We start from the raw sequence: 21,460 nt of genomic DNA, 5'->3' as shown, positions 1-21,460 counted from the left end.
GTGAGCCCTCATGAGTAAGTGGTTGCTGCGCGGACTGGTGTTCGCGGCCCTGATGGTCATCGTCCGACTGTTGCAGGGCGCGTTGATCAACGCGTGGGAAACCAAGGCGGGTCTGATCAGTGTCACGCTGGTCGTGGCATACGCCATCGCGTCGCTGATCTGGGGTTATGTCGACGGTCGCCGCGACGCGCGGGCGAACCCGGACCCCGAACGGCGCGCCGACATGGCGATGACGTGGTTGCTGGCGGGCCTGTTCGCCGGCGTCGTCAGCGGGGCGGTGGCCTGGTTCATCGGGATCTTCTACAAGAACCTGTACGTCGAGGGCCTGATCAACGAGCTGACGACGTTCGCCGCGTTCACCGCGCTGCTGGTGTTCCTGACGGCCATCCTGGGTGTCGCACTCGGACGCTGGCTCGTCGACCGCAAGACCCCCGACGAGCCGCGCCGCCGGGAGACCGACGACGACCGTGCCGACACCGACGTGTTCGCCGCGGTGCGCGACGACCGCGACTACGAGACGTATCCGGACGGCGCCGAGACCGAGCGCCAGCCGTCGTCCGTCGCCCTCGCCGAGGACGATTCGACCCGCCCGGTCGACCGCAAAAGCGACACCAACTAGCTGCGCGCCACCTCGGCGTACGCGGCGGCGACCAGCGCCGGGTCCGGACCTTCCAGCCGTCCGGGCTTGGCGAGCCCGTCGAGCACGACGAACCGCAGCACCCCCGCACGGGTCTTCTTGTCCCCGAGCATCGACTCCAGCAGCTGCGGCAGTGCGTCGGCGTCGTAGCTGACCGGAAGGCCCAGCGACGTCAGGATCGCGCGGTGCCGTTCGGCCGTGGCGTCGTCGAGCCGCCCGGCCAGCCGGCCCAGTTCGGCGGCGAACACCAGGCCCACCGACACCGCCGCTCCGTGGCGCCACTGGTACCGCTCCCGGCGCTCGATCGCGTGCGCGAGGGTGTGCCCGTAGTTGAGGATCTCGCGTAGCTGCGATTCCTTCTCGTCGGCGGCCACCACCTCGGCCTTGACCACGACCGCCCGCCGGATCAGCTCCGGCAGCACCGACCCCGTCGGGTCGAGCGCGGCCTGCGGATCGGCCTCGATCATCTCCAGGATGACCGGGTCGGCGATGAAGCCCGCCTTCACGATCTCGGCCATGCCGGCCACGATCTCGTTGCGCGGCAACGTTTCCAGCGTCGCCAGGTCGATGAGTACCGCGGCGGGCTGGTGGAACGCGCCGACGAGGTTCTTGCCCGCGTCGGTGTTGATGCCGGTCTTGCCGCCGACCGCCGCATCGACCATGCCCAGCAGCGTGGTCGGCACGTGCACGATGTCGATGCCGCGCAACCAGGTGGCCGCGGCGAAGCCGGCGACGTCGGTGGCCGCTCCTCCGCCCAGGCTGACGATCGCGTCCTTGCGGCCCACGCCGATGCGGCCGAGCACCTCCCAGATGAACCCGACGACGGGCAGTTCCTTGCCGCCCTCGGCGTCCGGGAGCTCGACGCGATGCGCGTCGATGCCCTGCTCCGCCAGATGGCTCCGGATGGCCTCCGCGGTCTGGGTCAGCGTCGGCTGGTGCAGGATCGCGACCTTGTGCCTGCCGTCGAGGATGCGCGCCAGATCGCCGAGCAGCCCGGTGCCGATGATCACCGGGTAGGGCGGGTCGGTACGGACGTGCACGGTTACCGGGTCGGTCACCGACTCTGTCACGGGGTGTCCTTTCGCGTGCACGGCGAGCCCGTGCTCTTCTTGGCCGCGACCGCGGCGGGACTGGGCGGCGCCTCCGTCGACGGCGAGGCCGTCAGTGACAGCGGCGCCCGTCGCCAGACAGATCGCCGACGCCGTCGGTCGGGTTTGGCCGTCGGGTTCTCCAAGCGGCCGACGATGTGCCGCACCACCGCACCAGGGTTGCGGTGATCGGTGTTGACGCGCATCGTGGCGACCTGCCGGTACAGCGGAACCCGTTGGGCCATCAACGCTTTGAACTTCTCGCCACGATCGGGACCGGCCAGCAGCGGGCGGACGGTGGTGCCGCCGGTGCGGCGCACGCCCTCCGCGGCGCTGATCTCCAGATAGATCACGGTGTGACCGCACAGCGCCTCGCGCACGCCCTCGGTGATCACCGCTCCGCCGCCCAGCGACAGCACGCCGTCGTGCTCGGCCAGCGCCTCGCGGATCACGGACTCCTCGATGCGCCGGAACTCGGCTTCGCCGTCGGTGGCGAAGACGTCGGCGATGGTGCGGCCGGTGCGCTTCTCGATGGCGGCGTCGGTGTCGAGCAGCGGCACCTCCAGCGCCTTGGCCAGGCGCCGTCCGATAGTGGACTTGCCGGAGCCGGGCAGCCCGACCAGTACCGCCTTCGGCGCCATCAGCCCGAGGCCCTTGCCCCGCCGGTGGACGGCTCGCGCGCCGCGACGGCACGCAGGTAGTTCTCGATGTTGGCCCGGGTCTCGTCCAGCGAGTCGCCGCCGAACTTCTCCAGCGCGGCGCGGGCGAGCACGAGCGCGACCATGGTCTCGACGACCACGCCGGCCGCGGGCACCGCGCACACGTCGGAGCGCTGGTGGATCGCGACGGCCTCGTCGCCGGTGGTCATGTCGACGGTGGCCAGCGCGCGCGGCACGGTGGAGATCGGCTTCATCGCGGCGCGGACGCGGACAGGCAGCCCGTTGGTCATGCCGCCCTCGAGTCCGCCGGCCCGGTTGGTGGAGCGCATCACGCCGCCGGGGCCCGGGTAGATCTCGTCGTGGGCGACGCTGCCGCGTCGCCGGGCGGTCTCGAACCCGTCGCCGATCTCGACACCCTTGATCGCCTGGATGCCCATCACCGCACCAGCAAGCTGGCTGTCGAGCCGGTTGTCGCCGCTGGTGAACGAGCCCAGGCCGACGGGAAGTCCGTGGGCGACCACCTCGACCACCCCGCCGAGGGTGTCTCCGTCGCGCTTGGCGGCCTCGATCTCGTCGATCATCAGCGCCTCGCTGGCCGGGTCAAACGCGCGCACCGGGCTGGCGTCGATCGCAGCCAGGTCGGCGAACTGCGGCGCCGGTCCGTCGTAGGGCGTGGACGCGCCGATGGAGATCACGTGGGAGACGATCTCGACCCCGAGTGCCTGCCGGAGGAACTCCCGCGCCACGGTGCCCGCGGCGACCCGGGCCGCCGTCTCGCGCGCGCTGGCGCGCTCAAGGACCGGGCGGGCGTCGTCGAAGCCGTACTTGAGCATGCCCGCGTAGTCGGCGTGCCCGGGACGGGGACGGGTCAGCGGTGCGTTGCGCGCCGCGCTCGCGGCCAGCACCTCGGGGTCGACGGGGTCGGCGGCCATCACGGCCTCCCACTTCGGCCACTCGGTGTTGCCGATCTCGATCGCGATCGGGCCGCCGAGGGTCAGCCCGTGACGCACCCCGGTCAGCACCGTGACCTGATCCTGCTCGAACTTCATCCGGGCGCCGCGGCCGTAGCCGAGGCGGCGGCGGGCCAGTTGGGCCGAAATGTCCTGGGACGTCACATGGACGCCGGCGACCATGCCTTCGACCATGGCCACCAGCGCCCGGCCGTGGGATTCACCTGCAGTCGTCCATCGCAACACGCGGCCCATTTTCGCATGACGGACCCTCAGTCCCGAAAACCGGCGACATTCACAGGCCCTGGCTGTGCAACACCAGGGTCAGCACCGCCGCGCTGCTCAGACACATCGACGGACCGTGCGGCACCGTCGGGCCCGCACCGAACGCGCGCAGGCCCAGTGCCAGCGCGGCCGTCAGCAGCGGCGCACCGGCCGCGGACAGCACCCACACGTCCGGCCCGAACACGCCCGTCAGCCCACCCAGCCCGACGGCGAGCTTGACGTCGCCTGCGCCCATCGCCGCCGGTGCGATCAGGTGCACCGCGGCGTAGATCGCCGACAGCGCGGCCGCCCCGAGCGCTGCGGCCCCGCCGTGCCCGGTCACCGCCGCGGCCGACAGAATCACCACCGCGCCGGGGACGGTCAGCATGTTCGGCAGCCGCCGGTGCCGAAAGTCGTACGTGCTCAACGTGATCAGCCACACGGCCACCCCGACGGCGGCCACCGCCGGCCCGAACTCCCCCACCCACCAAGGCTAGGGCCCGGTGAGCGCCGCCCGCATCGCCTCTTTGGGCGCCGGTCGCCCGGTGAACTGCTCCACCTGGGCGAAGGCCTGGTTGAGCAGCATCTCCAGTCCGCCGATGACCCGTCCGCCCGCGGCCTGCACGGCCGCCGCCAGCGGGGTGGGCCACGGATCGTAGATCGCGTCCAGCAGCACCGGCGCCGCGGCCAAAGCGTGCGCATACGGCGCCACCGCGTCCGCAGGCACGGTGTTCGCCACCACCTCGACGCCGGTCACCGCGTCGGCCAGCCGGTCCTGGTCGAGGTCGACCCACTCGCCGTGCGCGCCGCACCGCTGCGCGAGGTCGACCAGCCCCGCGGCCTTGGCCGCGTTGCGGGCCACCACCTCCACCGACCGCGCGCCCAGCGTCACCAATCCCACGACCATCGCGGGGGCAGTGCCGCCCGAGCCGAGCACCATCGCCCGGTCCGACACCCGGACCCCGGCCAGCGCGCCGATCACGCCGTCGACGTCGGTGTTGTCCGCGCGCCACCCGGCGCCGGTGTGCACCAGTGTGTTGGCCGAGCCGACCAACCTGGCCCGGTCGGTGGCCTCGTCCGCGACACGCAGCGCGGCGAACTTGCCCGGCATCGTCACCGAGACCCCCACCCACTCCGGGCCGAACCCGGCCACCAGAGCGGGCAGTTGCTCGGCGGTGCACTCGATGCGCTCGTAGGTCCAGTCGGTCAGCCCCAGGGCCCGGTAGGCGGCCAGGTGCAGCTGTGGCGAGCGCGAATGAGCGATGGGCGACCCCAACACGGCCGCCCGTCGGGCGGTGACTGTCATCGCGCCGAGTCGAGGACGCCGTTGCGCCGGGCGATTTCGATGTTGGCCAGGTGCTGCTCGTACTCGCGGGCGAACAGCGTGGTGCCCCTCATGTCGACGGTCACGAAGTACAGCCAGTCCCCCGGCTCCGGATGCTCGGCGGCCAGCAGCGCGGGCGAACTCGGCGAGCAGATCGGCGTGGCCGGAAGGCCGGGCCGCACGTAGGTGTTCCACTCGGTGGCCTGGGCGCGGTCGGCGTCGGTGGTGGCGACCTCGATCCGGTCCAGCGGGTAGTTCACCGTCGAGTCGAACTCCAGGGTGCGGTTCTCGTCGAGGCGGTTGTAGATCACCCGCGCGACCTTGGAGAAGTCCTCCGGAGTGGACTCCCGTTGCACCAGCGATCCGACGGTGAGGATCTCGTACGGCGACATGTCGGCGGCGGTGGCGGCGGCGAGCAGACCACCTGCCTCGTACTGGACCACGCTGTCGGAGATCAGCGTGGTGAGAATGTCCTGCGGACTGGCCGACGGGTCGATGTTCCACGCGCCCGGCGCGATCAGGCCCTCCAGCCGGCGGTGATCGGAGCCGAGCGCGGCCACCGCGCCGCTCGCCCACTGCGGCACACCGATGGCGGCGGGGTCTGCGCCGCTCGCGACGTTCTTCAGGTCCTCGGCGGCGACGCAGCGGCGGTCCCCGTCGAGCTCCACGCACGACGCATTGGCGATCAGCGTCAGAATGCCCGCGGTCACCGCGTCGGTCTTGACGTCGCGCACGTCGTCGAGCTGGCGGCCCTCCGGGATCACCAGCTTGCCGACGCGGTTGTCCGGGTCGGCGAGGCGCTCCACGGCATCGGCGGCCGGGATCTCGGTGCGCACCTTGTAGAAGCCGGGCTGGATCGACGAGATCGCCGCGTTGCCGTCGGCGGCCTCGACGAACACCTTGACGTTGGCCACCACGTTGTTGTCGTGCAGGGTCTGCCCGATCGCGGTGGTGGAGTCACCGTCGTGCACCTGGATCACCACGTCGTTGAGGCCGCTGCCTGCGAAGTCGTCGCCGGCCCCGCCGAACAGCGAGTGCCACATCCGCGACCCGAGGAACACCGCGCCGATCACGATGACCACCAGCATCGTCACCGAGAAGACGACGGCGACGCGCCGCCTGCGCCGCAGACGCTCCTGCCGGGCGCGTTCGCGTCGGGTCATCCGCTGTCTCGGCGGTCCCACCGCCAACGGCTCGGCCCGGTCACTCCGCCAGTCGTCAGTCATCCGAGACCTCTCCGTGTGCGGGCAACGCCGCCCGCCGCTGGTCCAGCCAGTTCTGAAGGATCCCCACCGCCGCGGCCTGATCGATCACCGATCGCTGGCCGCGGGAACGAACACCTGCCTCCCGCAGGGCACGCTGTGCTGTCACCGTCGTGAAACGCTCGTCGCTGAGCCGGACCGGTACCGGCGCGATGCGCCGGGCCAGCACGTCTGCGACGTCTACCGCATCCTGCGCCGAGGTCCCCGCCCGGTCGGCCAGCGTCCGCGGCAGTCCGACCACGACCTCGACGACCTCGTACTCGTCGACCAGTGCGGCCAGCCGGCGCACGTGTCGATCTCCCCGCTTCTCGCGGCGGACCGTCTCGACCGGCGTGGCCAGGACCGCGTCCGGGTCACTGACGGCGACCCCGATCCGCACCGTGCCCACGTCGACACCGAGCCGTCGCCCACGCCCAGGATCCGGAGCCGTGCTCGGATCGCCCGGCCGGTCAGGCATGCGGCTGGTCGAGTCGGTGTCGGGCACTCGGTCAGCTCCGGCCGATCTCCGCGCGTAGCGCCGCCAGCGCCGCATCGATACCCGCAGCCCCCTTGCCGGAGCCCTGGGCGAGATCCGCCTTGCCACCCCCGCGGCCGTTCACCGCCGCGCCCATGACCTTGACCAGCTCGTCGGCGCGCAGTCCGTGGTCCTGCGCGGCCGGGTTGACGGACACCACGAACGGGACCGAGTCGTTGTCCCCCTCGGCGATCAGCGCGATCACCGCGGCGTCGCTGCCGAGCTTGCCGCGGATGTCGCCCACCAGGGAGCGCATGTCACCGGCCGAGATGCCGCCGGCCATCCGCTGGGCCACCAGCCGCACGGCGCCGATCTGCTCGGCACCGGCGGCGGCGTTGACCGCCGCCGAGCGGGCACTGGCCAGCCGCAGCCGGTCGAGTTCCTTCTCCGCGGCGCGCAGGCGCTCCACCAGCGTGGCCACCCGCGCGGGCACCTCGTCGGACGGAACCTTCAGCGACGACGCCAGGCCCGCCATCAGCGCGCGTTCCTTGGCCAGGTGGCGGAACGAGTCCAGACCGACGTAGGCCTCGACGCGGCGCACCCCCGAGCCCACCGAGGACTCGCCGAGGATCGTCACCGGGCCGATCTGTGCCGACCTGCGCACGTGGGTGCCGCCGCACAGCTCCAGGGAGAACGGTCCACCGATCTCGACCACCCGGACCTCGTCGGGGTAGTTCTCGCCGAACAGCGCCATCGCCCCCATGGCCTTGGCCTTCTCCAGCCCGGTGGTGAAGCTGTGCACCTCGAAGTCGGCTTCGACGGCCTCGTTGGTGACTTCCTCGATCTGGCTGCGCTGGTCGTCCGACAGTGCGCCCTGCCAGTTGAAGTCGAACCGCAGGTAGCCCGGGCGGTTCAGGGAGCCGGCCTGGACGGCGTTGGGCCCCAGCACCTGTCGCAGCGCCGCGTGCACCATGTGGGTGCCCGAGTGGCCCTGGGTGGCGCCGTGGCGCCAGCGCGGGTCGACGGCGGCCAGCACGGTGTCGCCTTCGACGAACTCCCCCGACTCCACGTTGACGCGGTGGGACCACAGGGTTTTCGCGATCTTCTGGACGTCGGTCACCGCTGCTTTGGCGGTCTCCGAGGACCCGGTGCCTGCGATCGTGCCCTCGTCGGCGATCTGCCCGCCGGACTCGGCGTAGAACGGGCTGCGGTCCAGGATCAGCTCGATGCGTTCGTGGGCGCCGTCGCGGCCGGCGTGCGCCACCACCGGAACCCGCTTGCCGTCCACGAAGATGCCGAGAATCCGTGCCTCGCTGGACAGTTCGTCGAAGCCGGTGAACTCGGTCGGTCCGGCGTCGACGAGCTCGCGGTAGGCCGACAGGTCGGCGTGGGCCTGCTTGCGTGCCGCCGCGTCGGCTTTGGCACGGGCCCGCTGCTCGGCCATCAGCCCGCGGAAGCCCTCTTCGTCGACGCTGAGGTCGGCCTCGGCGGCCATCTCCAGGGTCAGTTCGATCGGGAAGCCGTAGGTGTCGTGCAAGGTGAACGCGTCACGGCCGGAGAGCTTTCCGGCGCCGGCGGCCTTGGTGGCGCGGGCCGCCTCGTCGAACAGTCGCGACCCGGACGCCAGCGTCCGGTTGAAGGCCGTCTCCTCGGCCACCGCGATGCGCTGGATGCGATCGAAGTCCGTGCCCAGTTCCGGGTAGGACGGGCTCATCGCGTCGCGGACCGTCGTCATCAACGACGCCATGATCGGCTCGTCGACGCCGAGCAGTTTGGCGGCACGGATGATGCGGCGCAGCAGGCGGCGCAGCACGTACCCGCGGCCCTCGTTGCCGGGGCTGATGCCGTCGCCGATGATGATCGCGGCGGTCCGGCTGTGGTCGGCGATGATCCGGTAGCGGACGTCGTCGTCGTGGATGCCCTGCCCGTACCCGCGCGGCGCGCGGCCCGCGACCAGGTCGATGACCGGGCGCAGCAGATCGGTCTCGTAGACGTTGTCCACGTTCTGGAGCAGGCAGGCCACCCGCTCGATGCCCATGCCGGTGTCGATGTTCTTGCGCGGCAGCGGCCCGAGGATCTCGAAGTTCTCCTTCGAGGTGCCCTCACCGCGCTCGTTCTGCATGAACACGAGATTCCAGATCTCGATGTAGCGGTCCTCGTTGGCCTCGGGCCCGCCCTCGACGCCGTACTCGGCGCCGCGGTCGTAGTAGATCTCCGAGGACGGCCCGCACGGTCCGGGAATGCCCATCGACCAGTAGTTGTCGGCCATGCCGCGGCGCTGGATGCGGTCCAGCGGCAGCCCGGCCACCTCCTGCCAGTAGCCGATGGCTTCGTCGTCGTCGAGATACACGGTGGCCCAGAGCCGTTCGGGCTCGAAGCCGTATCCGCCCTGGTCGACCGGGTTGGTCAGCAGCGTCCAGGCGAACTCGATGGCGGCCTTCTTGAAGTAGTCGCCGAAGCTGAAGTTGCCGGCCATCTGGAAGAAGGTGTTGTGCCGGGTGGTGATGCCCACCTCGTCGATGTCCGGGGTGCGGATGCACTTCTGGACGCTGACGGCACGATTCCACGGCGGCGTGCGCTGGCCGAGGAAGTAAGGGACGAACTGCACCATCCCGGCGTTGACGAACAACAGGTTGGGGTCGTCGAGGATCACCGACGCGCTCGGCACCTCGGTGTGACCCGCTTTCACGAAGTGATCAAGGAAGCGTTTCCTGATCTCGTGTGTCTCCACGTCCTGTTGTCCTTCGGTTTAACCTGCGAATACTCGACCGCACCACAGTACCGGTCGCGGTCTCGCCGGAACCGTCAGCCCGACACGAAGCTCAGCCGCACCGAGCGACGGGGATTGTCCCTGTTCAGGTCGATGAGCACGATGCTCTGCCAGGTGCCCAGCAGCGGCTGCCCGTCGGCCACCGGCACCGTCACCGACGGCGACACCAGCCCGGGAAGCACGTGGTCGGCGCCGTGCCCGGGTGAACCGTGCGCGTGCCGGTAGCGGTCGTCGCGGGGCAGCAACCGTTCCAGCGCGTCGAGCAGGTCGTCGTCGGAACCCGCGCCGGTCTCGATCACCGCCAGCCCCGCCGTGGCGTGCGGCACGAACACGTTGCACAGGCCGTCGCCCTGGGCGCGACAGAAGTCCCGCACCGCCTCGGTCAGGTCGACGGTGCGGCGCCGGGACGTGTCGACCTCGAGCACTTCGGTGTTCATCCGGTCGAGCCTACGAGGCGGTCCGGGCGTTTACGCGAGCGTTTATTGCCGTCGGGGCCAGGGTATGTCTGCGGCACCGCGAACCTTGGAGGAGACATGACCGTCACCGGCATCATCAGCGCAATTCTGATCGGCATCGTGGTCGGCGTACTCGGCCGCCTCGTCCTGCCGGGCAAGCAGTCCATCGGAATGATCGTGACCATCCTGGTCGGCATCGTCTCCGCACTGATCGGCACGTGGCTGGCCGCCGCGCTCGGCATCCCGACCGCCACCAAGGGCGTCGACTGGCTCGAGCTGCTGGTCCAGGTCGTCGTGGCCGCGATCGGTGTGGCGCTGGTCGCCTCGCTGATGAGCCGCCGCCGGCCCGGCGTGACCGGCGGACGACGCTCGGGAATGCTGCGGTAACACCGCAGCCATCCTTGGTGATCCCGGCTGGGCCCCCGACCAGTCGGGGTCACCTCATGTCTGCAGCGGTCCGGCGAGTCAGCGTCGGCGCCGGATGATCGCCCGCAGCTTGTCCACCCGAGTCGAGATCTCGCGTTCCGCCCCCCGCCCGGTGGGCCGGTAGTAGTCCACGCCCACCAGTTCGTCGGGCGGATACTGTTGCGGGACAACCCCGTCGGCGCTGTCGTGGGCGTACTTGTAGCCGACCGCGTTGCCCAGCTTCTGGGCGCCTGAATAGTGGCCGTCGCGCAGGTGTGCGGGCACCAGACCCGCCTTGCCCGCCCGCACGTCGTTCATCGCCGCCCCCAGCGCGGTGGTCACGGCGTTCGATTTCGGCGCGGTCGCCAGGTAGACGGTGGCGTGCGCGAGGGTCAGCTGTGCCTCCGGCATCCCGATCAGCTGCACGGTCTGGGCCGCGGCGACCGCGATCTGCAGGGCCGTCGGGTCGGCCATCCCGATGTCCTCGCTGGCCAGGATCATCAGCCGGCGCGCGACGAACCGCGGGTCCTCCCCCGCCACCAGCATCCGGGCCAGGTAGTGCAGCGCGGCATCGACGTCGGAGCCGCGGACGGACTTGATGAACGCGCTGACCACGTCGTAGTGCTGGTCGCCGTCGCGGTCGTAGCGCACCGCGGCCTTGTCCAGGGACTGCTCGACGATCTCGACGGTGACTTCCTGGCCCGACTCGGCGGCCACTTCCAGCGCGGTCAGCGCCCGGCGCGCATCGCCGGCCGAGAGCTGCACCAGCTGGTCGATCGCCTCATCGGTGACCCTGACCTTGCCGTTGAGGCCGCGCGGATCCTCGATGGCGCGCCGGATGACCGTGGCGACCTCGGCGGGCGTCAGCGGCTGCAGCTGCAGGATCAGCGACCGGCTCAGCAGCGGTGCCACCACGGAGAACGACGGGTTCTCGGTGGTGGCCGCCACCAGCAGCACCACCCGATTCTCGACCGCGGCCAGCAGCGCGTCCTGCTGGGTTTTGGAGAACCGGTGCACCTCGTCGATGAACAGCACGGTCTGCTGGCCCCGCAGCAGCGCGACGCGGGCCTCCTCGATGACCGCCCGCACCTCTTTGACGCCGGCGGCGAGCGCGGACAGCGCCTCGAACCGGCGACCGGTGGCCTGGGAGATCATCGACGCCAGCGTGGTCTTGCCGGTGCCGGGCGGGCCGTACAGGATCACCGAAGCCGCGCCCGATCCCTCGACGAGCCGTCGCAGCGGCGAGTTCGGCGTGAGCAGGTGCCCCTGGCCTACCACCTCGTCCAGCGAGGCGGGGCGCATCCGGACCGCCAGCGGCGTTGAGGCGCCCACCGGGGCCGCGGCCGGTGCCACCCGCTCGCCGGGCACATCGAACAGACTGTCGGACACGCTCCCTGCTTACACGGGTGCGGTGACGAAGTCGATCAGCTCCTCGACCCGGCCGATCAGTTCGGGTTCGAGGTCGGTCCAGTCCCGCACCCGGCCGCGGATCTTCTGCCAGGCCGCGGCGATGTCGGCCTGGTCGCGGTGCTTCCAGCCCAGCGCCGCGCACACGCCGTGCTTCCAGTCCTGGCCCTTGGGGATCCTCGGCCATTCGGCGATGCCGAGGCGGGCCGCTTCACCGCCTCCCAGATGTCGATGTACGGGTGCCCGACCACCAGCGTGTGCTCGCCGCCCGGTCCGCGGCGGACAGCGTCGGCGATGCGGGCTTCCTTCGACCCGGCGACGAGGTGGTCGACGAGCACGCCGAGCCGGCGTCCGGGCCCGGGCGGAAGTCGGCGACGATCGCGGCGAGGTCGTCGACGCCGCCGAGGTATTCGACGACCACCCCCTCGATCCGCAGGTCCTCACCCCACACCTGCTCGACGAGTTCGGCGTCGTGGCGGCCCTCGACGTAGATGCGGCTGGCCAGCGCGACCTTCGCGCGCGCTCCCTTCACCGCGACCGAGCCGGACGCGGTGCGGGCCGGCGCGGTCGGTGCCGCCTTCTTGGGTGCGGTCAGGATGACGGGCTTGCCGTCGATCAGATAGCCGGGCCCGACCGGGAACGGTTTGGTACGGCCGTTCCGGTCTTCGAGCACCATCCGGCCGTACTCGACCCGCACCACCGCACCCACGAAACCGGTCTGCGCGTCCTCGACGACCATGCCGATCTCGATCGGTTGCTCCGTCGAGCGCGGCTTGCGGGCCTGGTGTGGGTTGTTGGCCAGAATGTCGGCGCCATAGCGATCAGCCACCGGCTGATCGTAGTGGCCCACCGCGGAGATACCCCGGCACCAACACCCCGGCGCGGGGCGCGATGATCTGTGGATGACGAATGTGGCGGGCTACGGGCCCTGGGCGGTCGTGGCCGGAGGATCGGAAGGCGTCGGGGCGGAGTTCGCCGACCAGCTGGCTCGGGCCGGGGTGAACCTGGTGCTGGTGGCTCGCAAGCCGGAACCGTTGGAGCACACCGCCGCCCGATGCCGGGAGTACGGGGTGCAGGTCCGCACACTGGCGGTCGATCTGGTCGACGGCGCCGACGCGGTGATCGAGGCCGCCGCCGACCTGGAGGTCGGCCTGCTGATCTACAACGCGGGCGCGAACACGTGCAGCGAGGAGTTCCTCGACGCCGACCTCGCCGAGTTCGGGCGGGTGATCGACCTGAACATCACCGCGATGATGACGCTGGTGCAGCACTACGCGCGCCCGATGCGGGACCGCCGGCGCGGCGGTATCCTGCTGGTCGGGTCGATGGCCGGATATCTCGGCTCGGTGCGGCACACCGTGTACGGCGGGGTCAAGGCGTTCGGCCGGGTCTTCGCCGAGGGCCTGTGGCTGGAGCTGCGCGAGCATGACGTGCACGTGCTGGAGTTGGTGCTCGGCGTCACCCGCACCCCGGCGATGGAGCGCGTCGGGCTGAACTTCGACGTGCCCGGGCTGCGCGTCTCAGAGCCCGCCGACGTCGCCGCCGAGGGCCTTCGGCAGTTGCCGCACGGGCCGGTGCACGTGGTCGGCGGCAACGAGGACGACGTCGCGCGGCGCAATCATCCCGACCGCGCGAAGGTGGTGCTCGGTGCGCACCGCTTCATGCAGAAGCTGATGAACTAGCCGAGTTGCTGGCTCTGGTCCTCGACCGGTGAGCCGATCTCCGCCAGTTTCGCCGGGTTCGAGGTGATCTCGTCGATCACGGTGTGGATGAAGCGCATCTTCTCCAGCACCGGCGGCGGCAGCACGAACGGGTAGATGTCCTCTTTGCCCATCGAGCGGTTCACCATGTTCAGCGCCCACGACAGCGGCAACCAGAGGTCGATGAGCGTGTCGAAACCGCTGGGGCCCAGCATCCTCCGGTCATAGGTCGCCGTGGCCGGGGCGAACCCGAACGCCGCCGCGGTGTCCAGCGTGTCGCGGATGTGCAGGTAGTGCGCGAACGTCTCGGCCCAGTCCTCGGCGGGATGCATGGTCGCATAAGAGGACACGTAGTCGTCCTGCCAGCCCGGCGGCGCGCCCTCGCTGTAGTGGCGGTCGAGAGCGGCCTGGTAGTCGGCCTCCGGATCGCCGAACAACTCGTGATAGCGGTCCAGGTAGTCCTGCGACGTGCCGATGAGCCGGTACTGGTAGTAGTGGCCGATCTCGTGCCGGAAGTGCCCGAGCAGGGTCCGGTACGGCTCGTCCATCGAGATTCGCAACTGCTCGCGGTGGACGTCGTCACCCTCGGCGAGATCCAGTGTGATCACGCCGTTCTCGTGGCCGGTGAAGACCTTCTCGAACTGACTGGACAGCAGATCGAAGGCCAGCCCGAAGTCGGGGTCGACGTCGCGTCCGACGATCGGCAGCGAGAGCTCGTGCAGTTCGACGATCAGCCTGCGCTTGGCGCGCTCCGCGCCGGCGAATGCCGCCAGCGCGATCGTGTCGGCGTCGTTGGGCCGGGTTCGGGTCAGCGCACACGACACGCACAGCTTGGCGATCGGCCCCTTCTCGACCAGCCAGTTGCACTCGGCCAGATGCAGATTCGCGCACAGCTGGAAGCGCTGCTCGTCGACCGCGCCCGCGTGTTCGCTCTCCTCGGTGGGCGCGATCACCAGCAGCGCCATGTCGTCCAGCGAGAACCCCAGTGCGCTACCACAGTTCAGGCACACCGAGTTCTCGAACGCCAACCGTTGGCCGCAGTTCGGGCATGTGAAGTCACGCATTCGGCACTCTCCCCTGATACGGCGCGACGTCGACGGCGACCTTGATCACGCTGCTCTCCGAATCGGTGTAGATAATCCCGCGCAGCGGCGGTATGTCGGCGTAATCCCGGGCGTATCCGACTGTTACGTAGCGCTCGTCGACCATCTGGTTGTTGGTCGGGTCCAGTCCCAGCCAGAGATTCTGAGGTGTCCACACCGACGCCCACGCGTGCGTCGCATCGACTCCTACCATGCGTTCCTTCCCGGGGGGAGGGTCGGTGGCCAGGTACCCGGAGACATAACCGGCGGCCAGACCATTGGCCCGCAGACAGGCGATCGCCAGCCGCGCGAAGTCCTGACATACCCCTTCCCGCGCCGCCAAAACCTCGCTCACCTTGGTCGATACGGTGGTCGAGCCCGAGCGGTAGGTGAAATCGGTGTAAATGCGCTGCGTCAGATCCCGCAGCACGTCGATCAGCGGCGTGCCCGGGGTGAAACTCGGTGCGGCATAGGCGCGGATCTCGTCGGTGAGCTCGGGCGGACTCAGGTCGAGGGTGAACTCGACCGCCGCCGCCCCGTCGGGGCCGACCGGGCGGGCGATCTCCCACGGCGCGCGCGCCGACGGCCCGTCGTACAGATCGGGCGGCGGCGGATCCACCTCGACGACGGAGCGGCTGGTCACCGTCAGCGCCCGGTGCCGTTCGGTGACGTGGAAATACGAGCTGACGTTGCCCCAGCCGTCCCGGCTGGTGGAGCTGTCGGCGGCCTCCGGATCCAGGTCGAGCTCGTGGAACAGGCACCGCTGGCGGTCCGAGTCGCGGGGCGTCAGGAATCCCCGCCCGTAGGAGCTGGTCACCACGTCGGAATACCGGTACTCCGTGCGGTGGGTGATCTGGTAGCAGCGGGTGCTCACGGGAAGACCCGGCGTTCGTCGGGGCCCCACAGCGGCTGCATGTCGCCGGGCAGCGACAGGTGGACCGCGGTGATGACGCTGGCGAGCTCGCGCACGTCGTGGTGGATGGCGCCGAGCAGCGCGTCGAACTCGTCGCGGCGGCCGTCGGGGGCGACCTCCGCCAACTCGCCGGGTTCGATGCGGCGCAGCCGGGCGGCGATCTCGTCGACCATGCGCTCGGGTCGCGACGACCCCGACGCGCCGGGCAGCGATCGCAGGTGGGTGCGCAGCCGGTCGAGTTGGTACACCAGCGAGCGCGGATTGTCGGCGTCGAACAGCAGCAGCTCCGCGAGACCGGTGACGCTGAACTTGCCGGGGTTGCGCCTGCGGTAGATCACCAGCGATTCGCAGGCGACCAAGGTCGATTCGGTGATGGTCTGCTCGGCGCCCGGGGTCCGCGCCGTGGTCATGGTGGCCCGCAGTAGCGCCGTCAGCGCGAGGGCCCGTTCGATCCGCTTGCCGATGTCGAGCATGACCCAGCCGACGTCGTGCACCATCGATTCGGCGACGACACCCGACAGCGTCAGCATCCCGGACAGCGTCAGGCTGTTCGTCGACGCCAGGAACGTCTCACCCTCGGCCTTGGAGTCCGGCGGGGTGCCCGGCGCGGCCAGCAGCGCGCGTTCCAGTGCGGTCAGCACCATCCAGGTGTCGTTGGACATCTGGTCGCGCACCGCGCGGGCGGCCAGGCCGAGCCGTTCCACCGACTGGGCCAGGGAACCGGACCGGTGCCGGTCCGCGGTCAGCGACCACAGGGTGGTCGGCGCGGTCGCGACCATCTCCGCGTAGTCCGACCCTGCGCCGGTGTCGGTTCCGGTGATCGCGCCGAGCGCGGTCAGCAGCACGGGCACGCATTCGCTGCCGTCCATCGCGCGCCGGTACCGGTACTCGTGGTAGCGCTCGCGGGTGACGGTGAGCAGCCGCGCCATGTGTTCGGCGCGTTCGGCGTAGCGGCCGATCCAGAAGAGGTCCGACAGCACACGCGGCGAGCTGATCTCCTGGGTCGGGCTCGCGCTGGCCAGCCCCGGCAGCGCCGGGATCGTCTCGGCGGTGACCCGACTGGGTGTGCGGACCCAGATATCCTTGGCCGCAACGGATTTGAGCCGGTACCCGTCGGCGCCCGGGGCGGCCAGGAATCCCAGGCCACCGATCATCGGCGCGTACCCGCCACGCTGGGACACGGTGAACAGCCGCATGCCGACGCTGGACGACGACAGCCCGCCGGGAAGGAAGTCCGCAGGGGCCGACGAGAATTCCGGCAGTTCCTGACCGACCCACTGCCACGGGGTGGCGGCGATACGCGCCGCGAGCGACTCCCGCTGGGCGGTCGACAATTCCGGCCCGACGATGGCCTCTCCCCCGGTGACCGGTTTGAGCAGCAGCGACGACAGGTTGGCCAGCACGTGTGAGCGCTCCACGTCGATGCCGGCCCAGTACAGCGGGGCGGTCGGCAGCAGCGGTGACTCACCGAACAGTTTCTCGGCCAGCTCCGGCAGGAAGCGAAGCAGCCCAGGGCTTTCCAGCACGCCGCTGCCCAGCGTGTTCACCACGGTGACCGCGCCGCGGCGCAGCACCTCCACCAGCCCCACCACCCCGAGGCGGGAATCGGGCCGCAGGTCGAGCGGGTCGGCGTAGGCCGCGTCGACCCGGCGCAACACCACGTCGACCCGCTTGAGGGTGCCCATCGAACGCATCCACAGCTTGCCGTCGCGGACCACCAGATCCGCGCTCTCCACCAGCGGCAGCCCCAGCACGCTGGCCAGGTAGGCCTGGTCGAACGCCGTCTCGGAGTGGATGCCCGGACTGAGCACCACCACGACGGGTTCCTCGGCGGTCTCCGGGGCGGCCTCGACGAGCGCCAGCCGCAGCGCCTGGGCCCACGGCGACACCGGCTGCGGGCCGATCTGCTCGTAGAGCTCCGGGATCGCGTGCGCGATCACCCGCCGGTCGGCCAGCGCGTACCCGGCCCCGGACGGCGCCTGGGTCCAGTCGGCGTTGACGACGAAGTCGCCGGCGCCGTCGCGGCTGATGTCGCAGCCGTGCAGGAACAGTTGGTGGCGTCCGGGCAGCTCGATGCCGTGGGCGGCCCGGACGTATCCGGGATGGGCGAACAGCAACTGCGGCGGCAGCACCCCGCTGGTGAGTGCGCACCGCCGGCCGTAGAGGTCGGTCAGCACTGCGTCGAGCAGGCGCGACCGCTGCACCAGCCCCGCCTCCAACCGGTCCCAGTCGGGCGCGGAGATGATCAGGGGCAGCGCGTCGAGGTGCCACGGCCCCGCCACCGTGTCGTCGCCGTCGGTCTGGATGTAGGTGATGCCGTCGTTGTCGACCAGGCCGCGCACGACCGCGCGCAGCCGGTCGAGGCCGTCGCGGCCGCGCTCGCGCACGCACTCGGCGAGTTCCTGCCATGCCGGCCTCACTTGGCCTGCCTCGTCGACGAATTCGTCGTAGCCCGCGGCGGGCCCGCTGAGCTGCGGCAGAAGGTCGAAGAGCGCCTGCTGGGCCCGCATGGTGCCGTAGGGCGCCAGCGGGTTGTCCAGGTCGGCGGGTCCGGCTCCCTGGTGAGGTGTCGGAGATGGTGCGGGGAAGGCCATTACTGCAGAACGGTACGCACTCGCCGCAGATCGAGGATGCCCGGTGCACCCACATCGGTGGCCTGCCGGGCCTGCTTCTCGCGCAGACCGGCCAGATCGACTTTGCCCGGGGTGAAGCCGCTGGTCTCGAACCGCCGGGCCCGCCGTGACTCGGCCTCCACCGCGTTGACCGGAGGGGTGTCGTAGGCGCGGCCGCCGGGATGGGACACGTGATAGGTGCATCCGCCCCGGGACATGCCGGTGGCGGCGTCGACGAGTTCGAACCGCAGTGGACCGTCGACGGTGATCGTGGGGTGCAGCGCGCTGGGGGGCTGCCAGGCGCGGTAGCGCACCCCGCCCACCTGGACGTCGGGGTTGTCGGTGGCCAGCATCGGCACCGGGTGGCCGTTGACGGTGACGAGATGGCGTTGCCGGTCCGCGCCGATCAGCCGGATCTGCAGCCGCTCCACCGAGGAGTCGACGTAGCGCGCGGTCCCGCCGGCGGTGGCCTCTTCGCCCAGCACGTTCCACGGTTCGATGGCGCCACGCAGCTCCATCTCGACGCCGCCGAGCACCGCGGTCCCGATACGCGGGAAGCGGAACTCGGTGAACGGGTCCAGCCAGCTGGTGTCGAACTCGACGCCGTGCCCGCGCAACTCGGCGGCGACCTCAGCGATGTCCTGGATCACGAAGTGCGGCAACAGGTATCGACCGTGCAGGTTGGCGCCGTGCCGGATGAGTGGCGCGCGCAGCGGTTCGTCCCAGAACCAGGCGACCAGCGAGCGGACCAGCAGCGACTGCACCATCGCCATCTGGGGGTGGGGCGGCATCTCGAAACCGCGCAGCTCCAGCAGCCCGAGGCGGCCCCGGGCACTGTCGGGGCTGTAGAGCTTGTCGATGCAGAACTCCGCGCGGTGGGTGTTGCCGGTGATGTCGGTGAGGAGGTGCCGCAGGGCCCTGTCGGCGAGCCACGGAGCGGAGCTTGCGGAGCGACCATGTTCCGGAGCGGAGCTTGCGGAGCGACCATGTTCCGGAGCGGAGCTTGCGGAGCAACCATGTTCCGGAGCGGCGGTTTCGCCCGGCTCCCGGGTCAGCCGGGCGATCTCGGCGAACGCGATCTCCAGCTCGTAGAGGGCCTCGGGACGGCCCTCGTCCACCCGCGGCGCCTGCGAGGTGGTGCCGATGAACCTGCCGGCGAACAGGTAGGACAGCGCCGGGTGCCGCTGCCAGTAGGTCAGCAGTGAGACCAGCAGGTCGGGACGGCGCAGCAGCGGCGAATCCGCCGGGGTGATGCCGCCGAGGGTGATGTGGTTGCCGCCGCCGGTGCCGCCGTGTGTGCCGTCGTTGCCGAACTGTTCGGTGGACAGGCGGGCCAGCCTGGCCTGGGCGTAGAGCGTCTCAAGTTGCGCGCGCTGGTCGGCGAACGACGCGGTCGGGGCGACGTTGACCTCGATGACGCCCGGATCCGGGGTGATCGACATGGCCGTGAGCCGGGGATCGTCGGGCGGTCCGTAGCCCTCGATCACCACGGGGCACCCGACGGCCGCCGCGGCCGACTCGATCCGGTGCACGAGGTCGACGAAGTGCTCCAGCTCCTCGGTGGGCGGCAGGAACACGTACAGCAGACCGTCGCGGACCTGGCCGACCAGCGCGGTCGTCGGCAACCGGTCGGTGTCCTCTTCCTCCGGGGTCGCGGGGTCGTGCCCGGCCGTTCCGTGGCCGGGCAGCGGCGGGCGGCGCTCGATCGGGTCGGCGGGCAGTGCCGGGCGGGGTGGACGCCAGCTGATCGAGTCCAGCGGGAGGCGGAGTCCGGCCGGGGAATCGCCGTCGAGCAACACGATCCGGCCGCGGCGCAGCCGCCAGTCCGCGCTCGCCCACCCGGTGTCGTCGTCGCGGCGGTGCAGCGGCAGCACGAACGCGGCGGGCTCGGCCACCGAGGTGTCCAGCCGGGCCAGCAGTTCGGCGCGCGCGTCGGGACTGTCGCCGCCGAGATCGTCTTCGGCGGGCACCGGGTCGCCGTCGGGCCGGCGCACGGCCTTGGCCAGGCGCACCAACCCGTCCTCGTAGGCGGGCCGGACCTGACCGGCGGGCAGGTCGAGGCCGTCGGCGACCGCGCCGAGCAGCCGGGCCGGGGCGTCCGGCTCCGGTGTGCGCGGGTCCGGGTCCTCCGACCACGGGTCGGCCAGCAGTTTCTCGTCCGCCCACAGGGGTTCGCCGTCGGTCCGCCAGTACAGGCCGATCTGCCAGCGCGGCAACGGCTCCCCCGGATACCACTTGCCCTGGCTGCGCTGGACCAGGCCGTGCGGCGCCCACACCGCCTTCAGCCGGGCGGCCAGCGCGGAGGCCCGCTCGCGCTTGTGCGGGCCGTCGGCGTCGGTGGTCCATTCCGGGTCGACGCGGTTGTCGATCGAGACGAAGGTCGGTTCACCGCCCATCGTCAGCCGCACGTCGTCCGCGGCCAGCCGGTCGTCGACGCGCGCGCCCAGCGCGTTGATCGCCGCCCAGGCCTGCTCCGTGTAGGGCAGGGTCACCCGCGGGTCCTCGTGGACGCGGGTCACGACGTTGGTGAATTCCAATGTCGTCTCGCAGGGTTCGGTCGCACCGGTGATCGGCGCGGCCGAGGCCGGGTGGGGCGTCGCCGACAGCGGGATGTGTCCCTCGCCGGCGAACAGCCCGGAGGTCGGGTCGAGACCGATCCAGCCGGCGCCCGGGATGTAGACCTCGGTCCAGGCGTGCAGATCGGTGAAGTCCGCGGTCGGGCCCGACGGCCCGTCGAGCGCTTCGACGTCGGAGGTCAGCTGCACGAGGTAGCCCGACACGAACCGGGCGGCCAGGCCGAGCTGACGCAGGATGGAGACCAGAAGCCACGCCGAGTCCCGGCACGACCCGATACCGGTGCGCAGCGTGACGTCCGGGGTCTGCACACCCGGTTCCATCCGCACCGAGTAACCGACGTCGGCGTTGACGGCACGGTTGAGCGCGACGAGGAAGTCGATGGTGCGGGTGCCGGAGGCCACGGTGAAGTTCTCCACCCATGCCTGGGCAAGGCCGCCGGGCCCGGAGCCGTCGTCGTCCTCGTCGACCGGGCGCAGGTAGGGCTTGAGGTCCTCGGCCAGCGCCGCCGGGTAGGCGAAGCCGACGCGTTCGGCGTACTCCTCGATGAAGAAGTCGAACGGGTTGACCACCATCATGTCCGCGATCAGCCCGACGGTGATGGTCAAACTCCGGGTGCGCGACGGGAACACCAGCCTGGCCACGAAGTTGCCGAAGGCGTCCTGCTGCCAGTTGACGAAGTGATCGGCCGGTTCGACCGTCAACGAGTAGGCCTCGATCGGGGTGCGCGAGTGCGGCGCAGGGCGCAGCCGGACCACGTGCGGATAGACCTCGACGAGTCTGTCGAACGTGTAGCTGGTGCGGTGCTCCAGGGCCACCTTGATACCCATAGCGCTAGATCCCACCACACCGGAGTGCCAGACGCAGGATGCGTCAGGTCTGGGCGGTGCGCGGTATCGGGTCA

General features: G+C 70.7%; 16 protein-coding genes and 2 pseudogenes. 3 read left to right on the top strand and 15 right to left on the bottom strand.

Annotation, left to right across the window (positions count from 1 at the left end):
• Positions 1-10 precede the first annotated feature (10 nt).
• Entirely contained in the window at positions 11-619 is a 609-nt protein-coding gene (locus tag C6A87_RS12335) for a B-4DMT family transporter (RefSeq protein ID WP_311117472.1), read from the top strand.
• Here C6A87_RS12335 and aroB read toward each other — a convergent pair.
• The 9 genes and pseudogenes from aroB to C6A87_RS12290 all read right to left on the bottom strand — a co-directional run bounded on the left by aroB (position 616) and on the right by C6A87_RS12290 (position 9,833).
• On the bottom strand, positions 616-1,695 hold the full coding sequence (aroB, locus tag C6A87_RS12330; RefSeq protein ID WP_311117907.1) for a 3-dehydroquinate synthase: 1,080 nt from the start codon (positions 1,693-1,695) through the stop codon (positions 616-618). The genes C6A87_RS12335 and aroB overlap by 4 nt on opposite strands.
• A 161-nt stretch (positions 1,696-1,856) precedes the next feature.
• A pseudogene (locus C6A87_RS12325) lies at positions 1,857-2,366 on the bottom strand (shikimate kinase); the annotation flags it as partial.
• On the bottom strand, positions 2,366-3,580 hold the full coding sequence (aroC, locus tag C6A87_RS12320; protein ID WP_311117471.1) for a chorismate synthase: 1,215 nt from the start codon (positions 3,578-3,580) through the stop codon (positions 2,366-2,368). The pseudogene C6A87_RS12325 and the gene aroC, both read right to left, overlap by 1 nt.
• A gap of 49 nt (positions 3,581-3,629) precedes the next feature.
• The gene (locus tag C6A87_RS12315; RefSeq protein WP_311117470.1) at positions 3,630-4,082 is read right to left on the bottom strand and encodes an A24 family peptidase; all 453 of its coding nucleotides are present in this window, start codon (positions 4,080-4,082) and stop codon (positions 3,630-3,632) included.
• A 9-nt stretch (positions 4,083-4,091) separates the two neighbouring features.
• Entirely contained in the window at positions 4,092-4,904 is an 813-nt protein-coding gene (locus C6A87_RS12310; RefSeq protein ID WP_311117469.1) for a shikimate dehydrogenase, read from the bottom strand.
• Positions 4,901-6,148: an endolytic transglycosylase MltG gene (gene mltG / locus C6A87_RS12305; RefSeq protein WP_311117468.1), complete on the bottom strand. Its 1,248-nt coding sequence runs from the start codon at positions 6,146-6,148 to the stop codon at positions 4,901-4,903. Before mltG ends, C6A87_RS12310 begins: the two co-directional genes overlap by 4 nt.
• Entirely contained in the window at positions 6,141-6,641 is a 501-nt protein-coding gene (gene ruvX / locus C6A87_RS12300) for a Holliday junction resolvase RuvX (RefSeq protein WP_311117906.1), read from the bottom strand. Before ruvX ends, mltG begins: the two co-directional genes overlap by 8 nt.
• Before the next feature lie 31 nt (positions 6,642-6,672).
• The gene (gene alaS / locus C6A87_RS12295; protein WP_311117467.1) at positions 6,673-9,369 is read right to left on the bottom strand and encodes an alanine--tRNA ligase; all 2,697 of its coding nucleotides are present in this window, start codon (positions 9,367-9,369) and stop codon (positions 6,673-6,675) included.
• 74 nt (positions 9,370-9,443) lie between these two features.
• A complete protein-coding gene (locus C6A87_RS12290; protein ID WP_311117905.1) occupies positions 9,444-9,833 on the bottom strand; it encodes a secondary thiamine-phosphate synthase enzyme YjbQ in 390 nt (129 codons plus the stop codon).
• A 108-nt stretch (positions 9,834-9,941) separates the two neighbouring features.
• Between C6A87_RS12290 and C6A87_RS12285 the strand changes: the two genes are divergently transcribed.
• On the top strand, positions 9,942-10,250 hold the full coding sequence (locus C6A87_RS12285; protein ID WP_311117466.1) for a GlsB/YeaQ/YmgE family stress response membrane protein: 309 nt from the start codon (positions 9,942-9,944) through the stop codon (positions 10,248-10,250).
• Positions 10,251-10,328: 78 nt separating this feature from the next.
• Here C6A87_RS12285 and C6A87_RS12280 read toward each other — a convergent pair whose 3' ends face one another.
• The gene (locus tag C6A87_RS12280; protein ID WP_311117465.1) at positions 10,329-11,657 is read right to left on the bottom strand and encodes a replication-associated recombination protein A; all 1,329 of its coding nucleotides are present in this window, start codon (positions 11,655-11,657) and stop codon (positions 10,329-10,331) included.
• A gap of 9 nt (positions 11,658-11,666) precedes the next feature.
• Positions 11,667-12,504 (bottom strand): annotated as a pseudogene (locus C6A87_RS12275) (DUF3097 domain-containing protein).
• A gap of 73 nt (positions 12,505-12,577) precedes the next feature.
• On the opposite strand from C6A87_RS12275, the gene C6A87_RS12270 reads away from it, so the two are divergent.
• The gene (locus C6A87_RS12270) at positions 12,578-13,357 is read left to right on the top strand and encodes an SDR family NAD(P)-dependent oxidoreductase (RefSeq protein ID WP_311117464.1); all 780 of its coding nucleotides are present in this window, start codon (positions 12,578-12,580) and stop codon (positions 13,355-13,357) included.
• Here the strand turns inward: C6A87_RS12270 and C6A87_RS12265 are convergent.
• Genes C6A87_RS12265 through C6A87_RS12250 form a run of 4 tightly spaced genes read right to left on the bottom strand, consistent with a single transcriptional unit; the run spans position 13,354 to position 21,386 of the window.
• Complete coding sequence (locus C6A87_RS12265) at positions 13,354-14,439, bottom strand: putative zinc-binding metallopeptidase (RefSeq protein ID WP_311117463.1); 1,086 nt, start codon at positions 14,437-14,439, stop codon at positions 13,354-13,356. The two genes, C6A87_RS12270 and C6A87_RS12265, sit on opposite strands and share 4 nt — an antisense overlap.
• Positions 14,432-15,331: a transglutaminase family protein gene (locus tag C6A87_RS12260; protein ID WP_311117462.1), complete on the bottom strand. Its 900-nt coding sequence runs from the start codon at positions 15,329-15,331 to the stop codon at positions 14,432-14,434. Before C6A87_RS12260 ends, C6A87_RS12265 begins: the two co-directional genes overlap by 8 nt.
• A complete protein-coding gene (locus C6A87_RS12255) occupies positions 15,328-17,964 on the bottom strand; it encodes a circularly permuted type 2 ATP-grasp protein (protein WP_311117461.1) in 2,637 nt (878 codons plus the stop codon). The genes C6A87_RS12260 and C6A87_RS12255 overlap by 4 nt, the downstream gene beginning before the upstream one ends.
• On the bottom strand, positions 17,964-21,386 hold the full coding sequence (locus tag C6A87_RS12250; protein ID WP_311117460.1) for a transglutaminase family protein: 3,423 nt from the start codon (positions 21,384-21,386) through the stop codon (positions 17,964-17,966). Before C6A87_RS12250 ends, C6A87_RS12255 begins: the two co-directional genes overlap by 1 nt.
• Between the last annotated feature and the right edge of the window lie 74 nt (positions 21,387-21,460).

Source organism: Mycobacterium sp. ITM-2016-00317, from assembly GCF_002968295.1.
GTDB lineage: Bacteria > Actinomycetota > Actinomycetes > Mycobacteriales > Mycobacteriaceae > Mycobacterium.
Note: the sequence above shows the minus strand (reverse complement) of the source record. Positions and strands in the feature narration are given on the sequence as shown.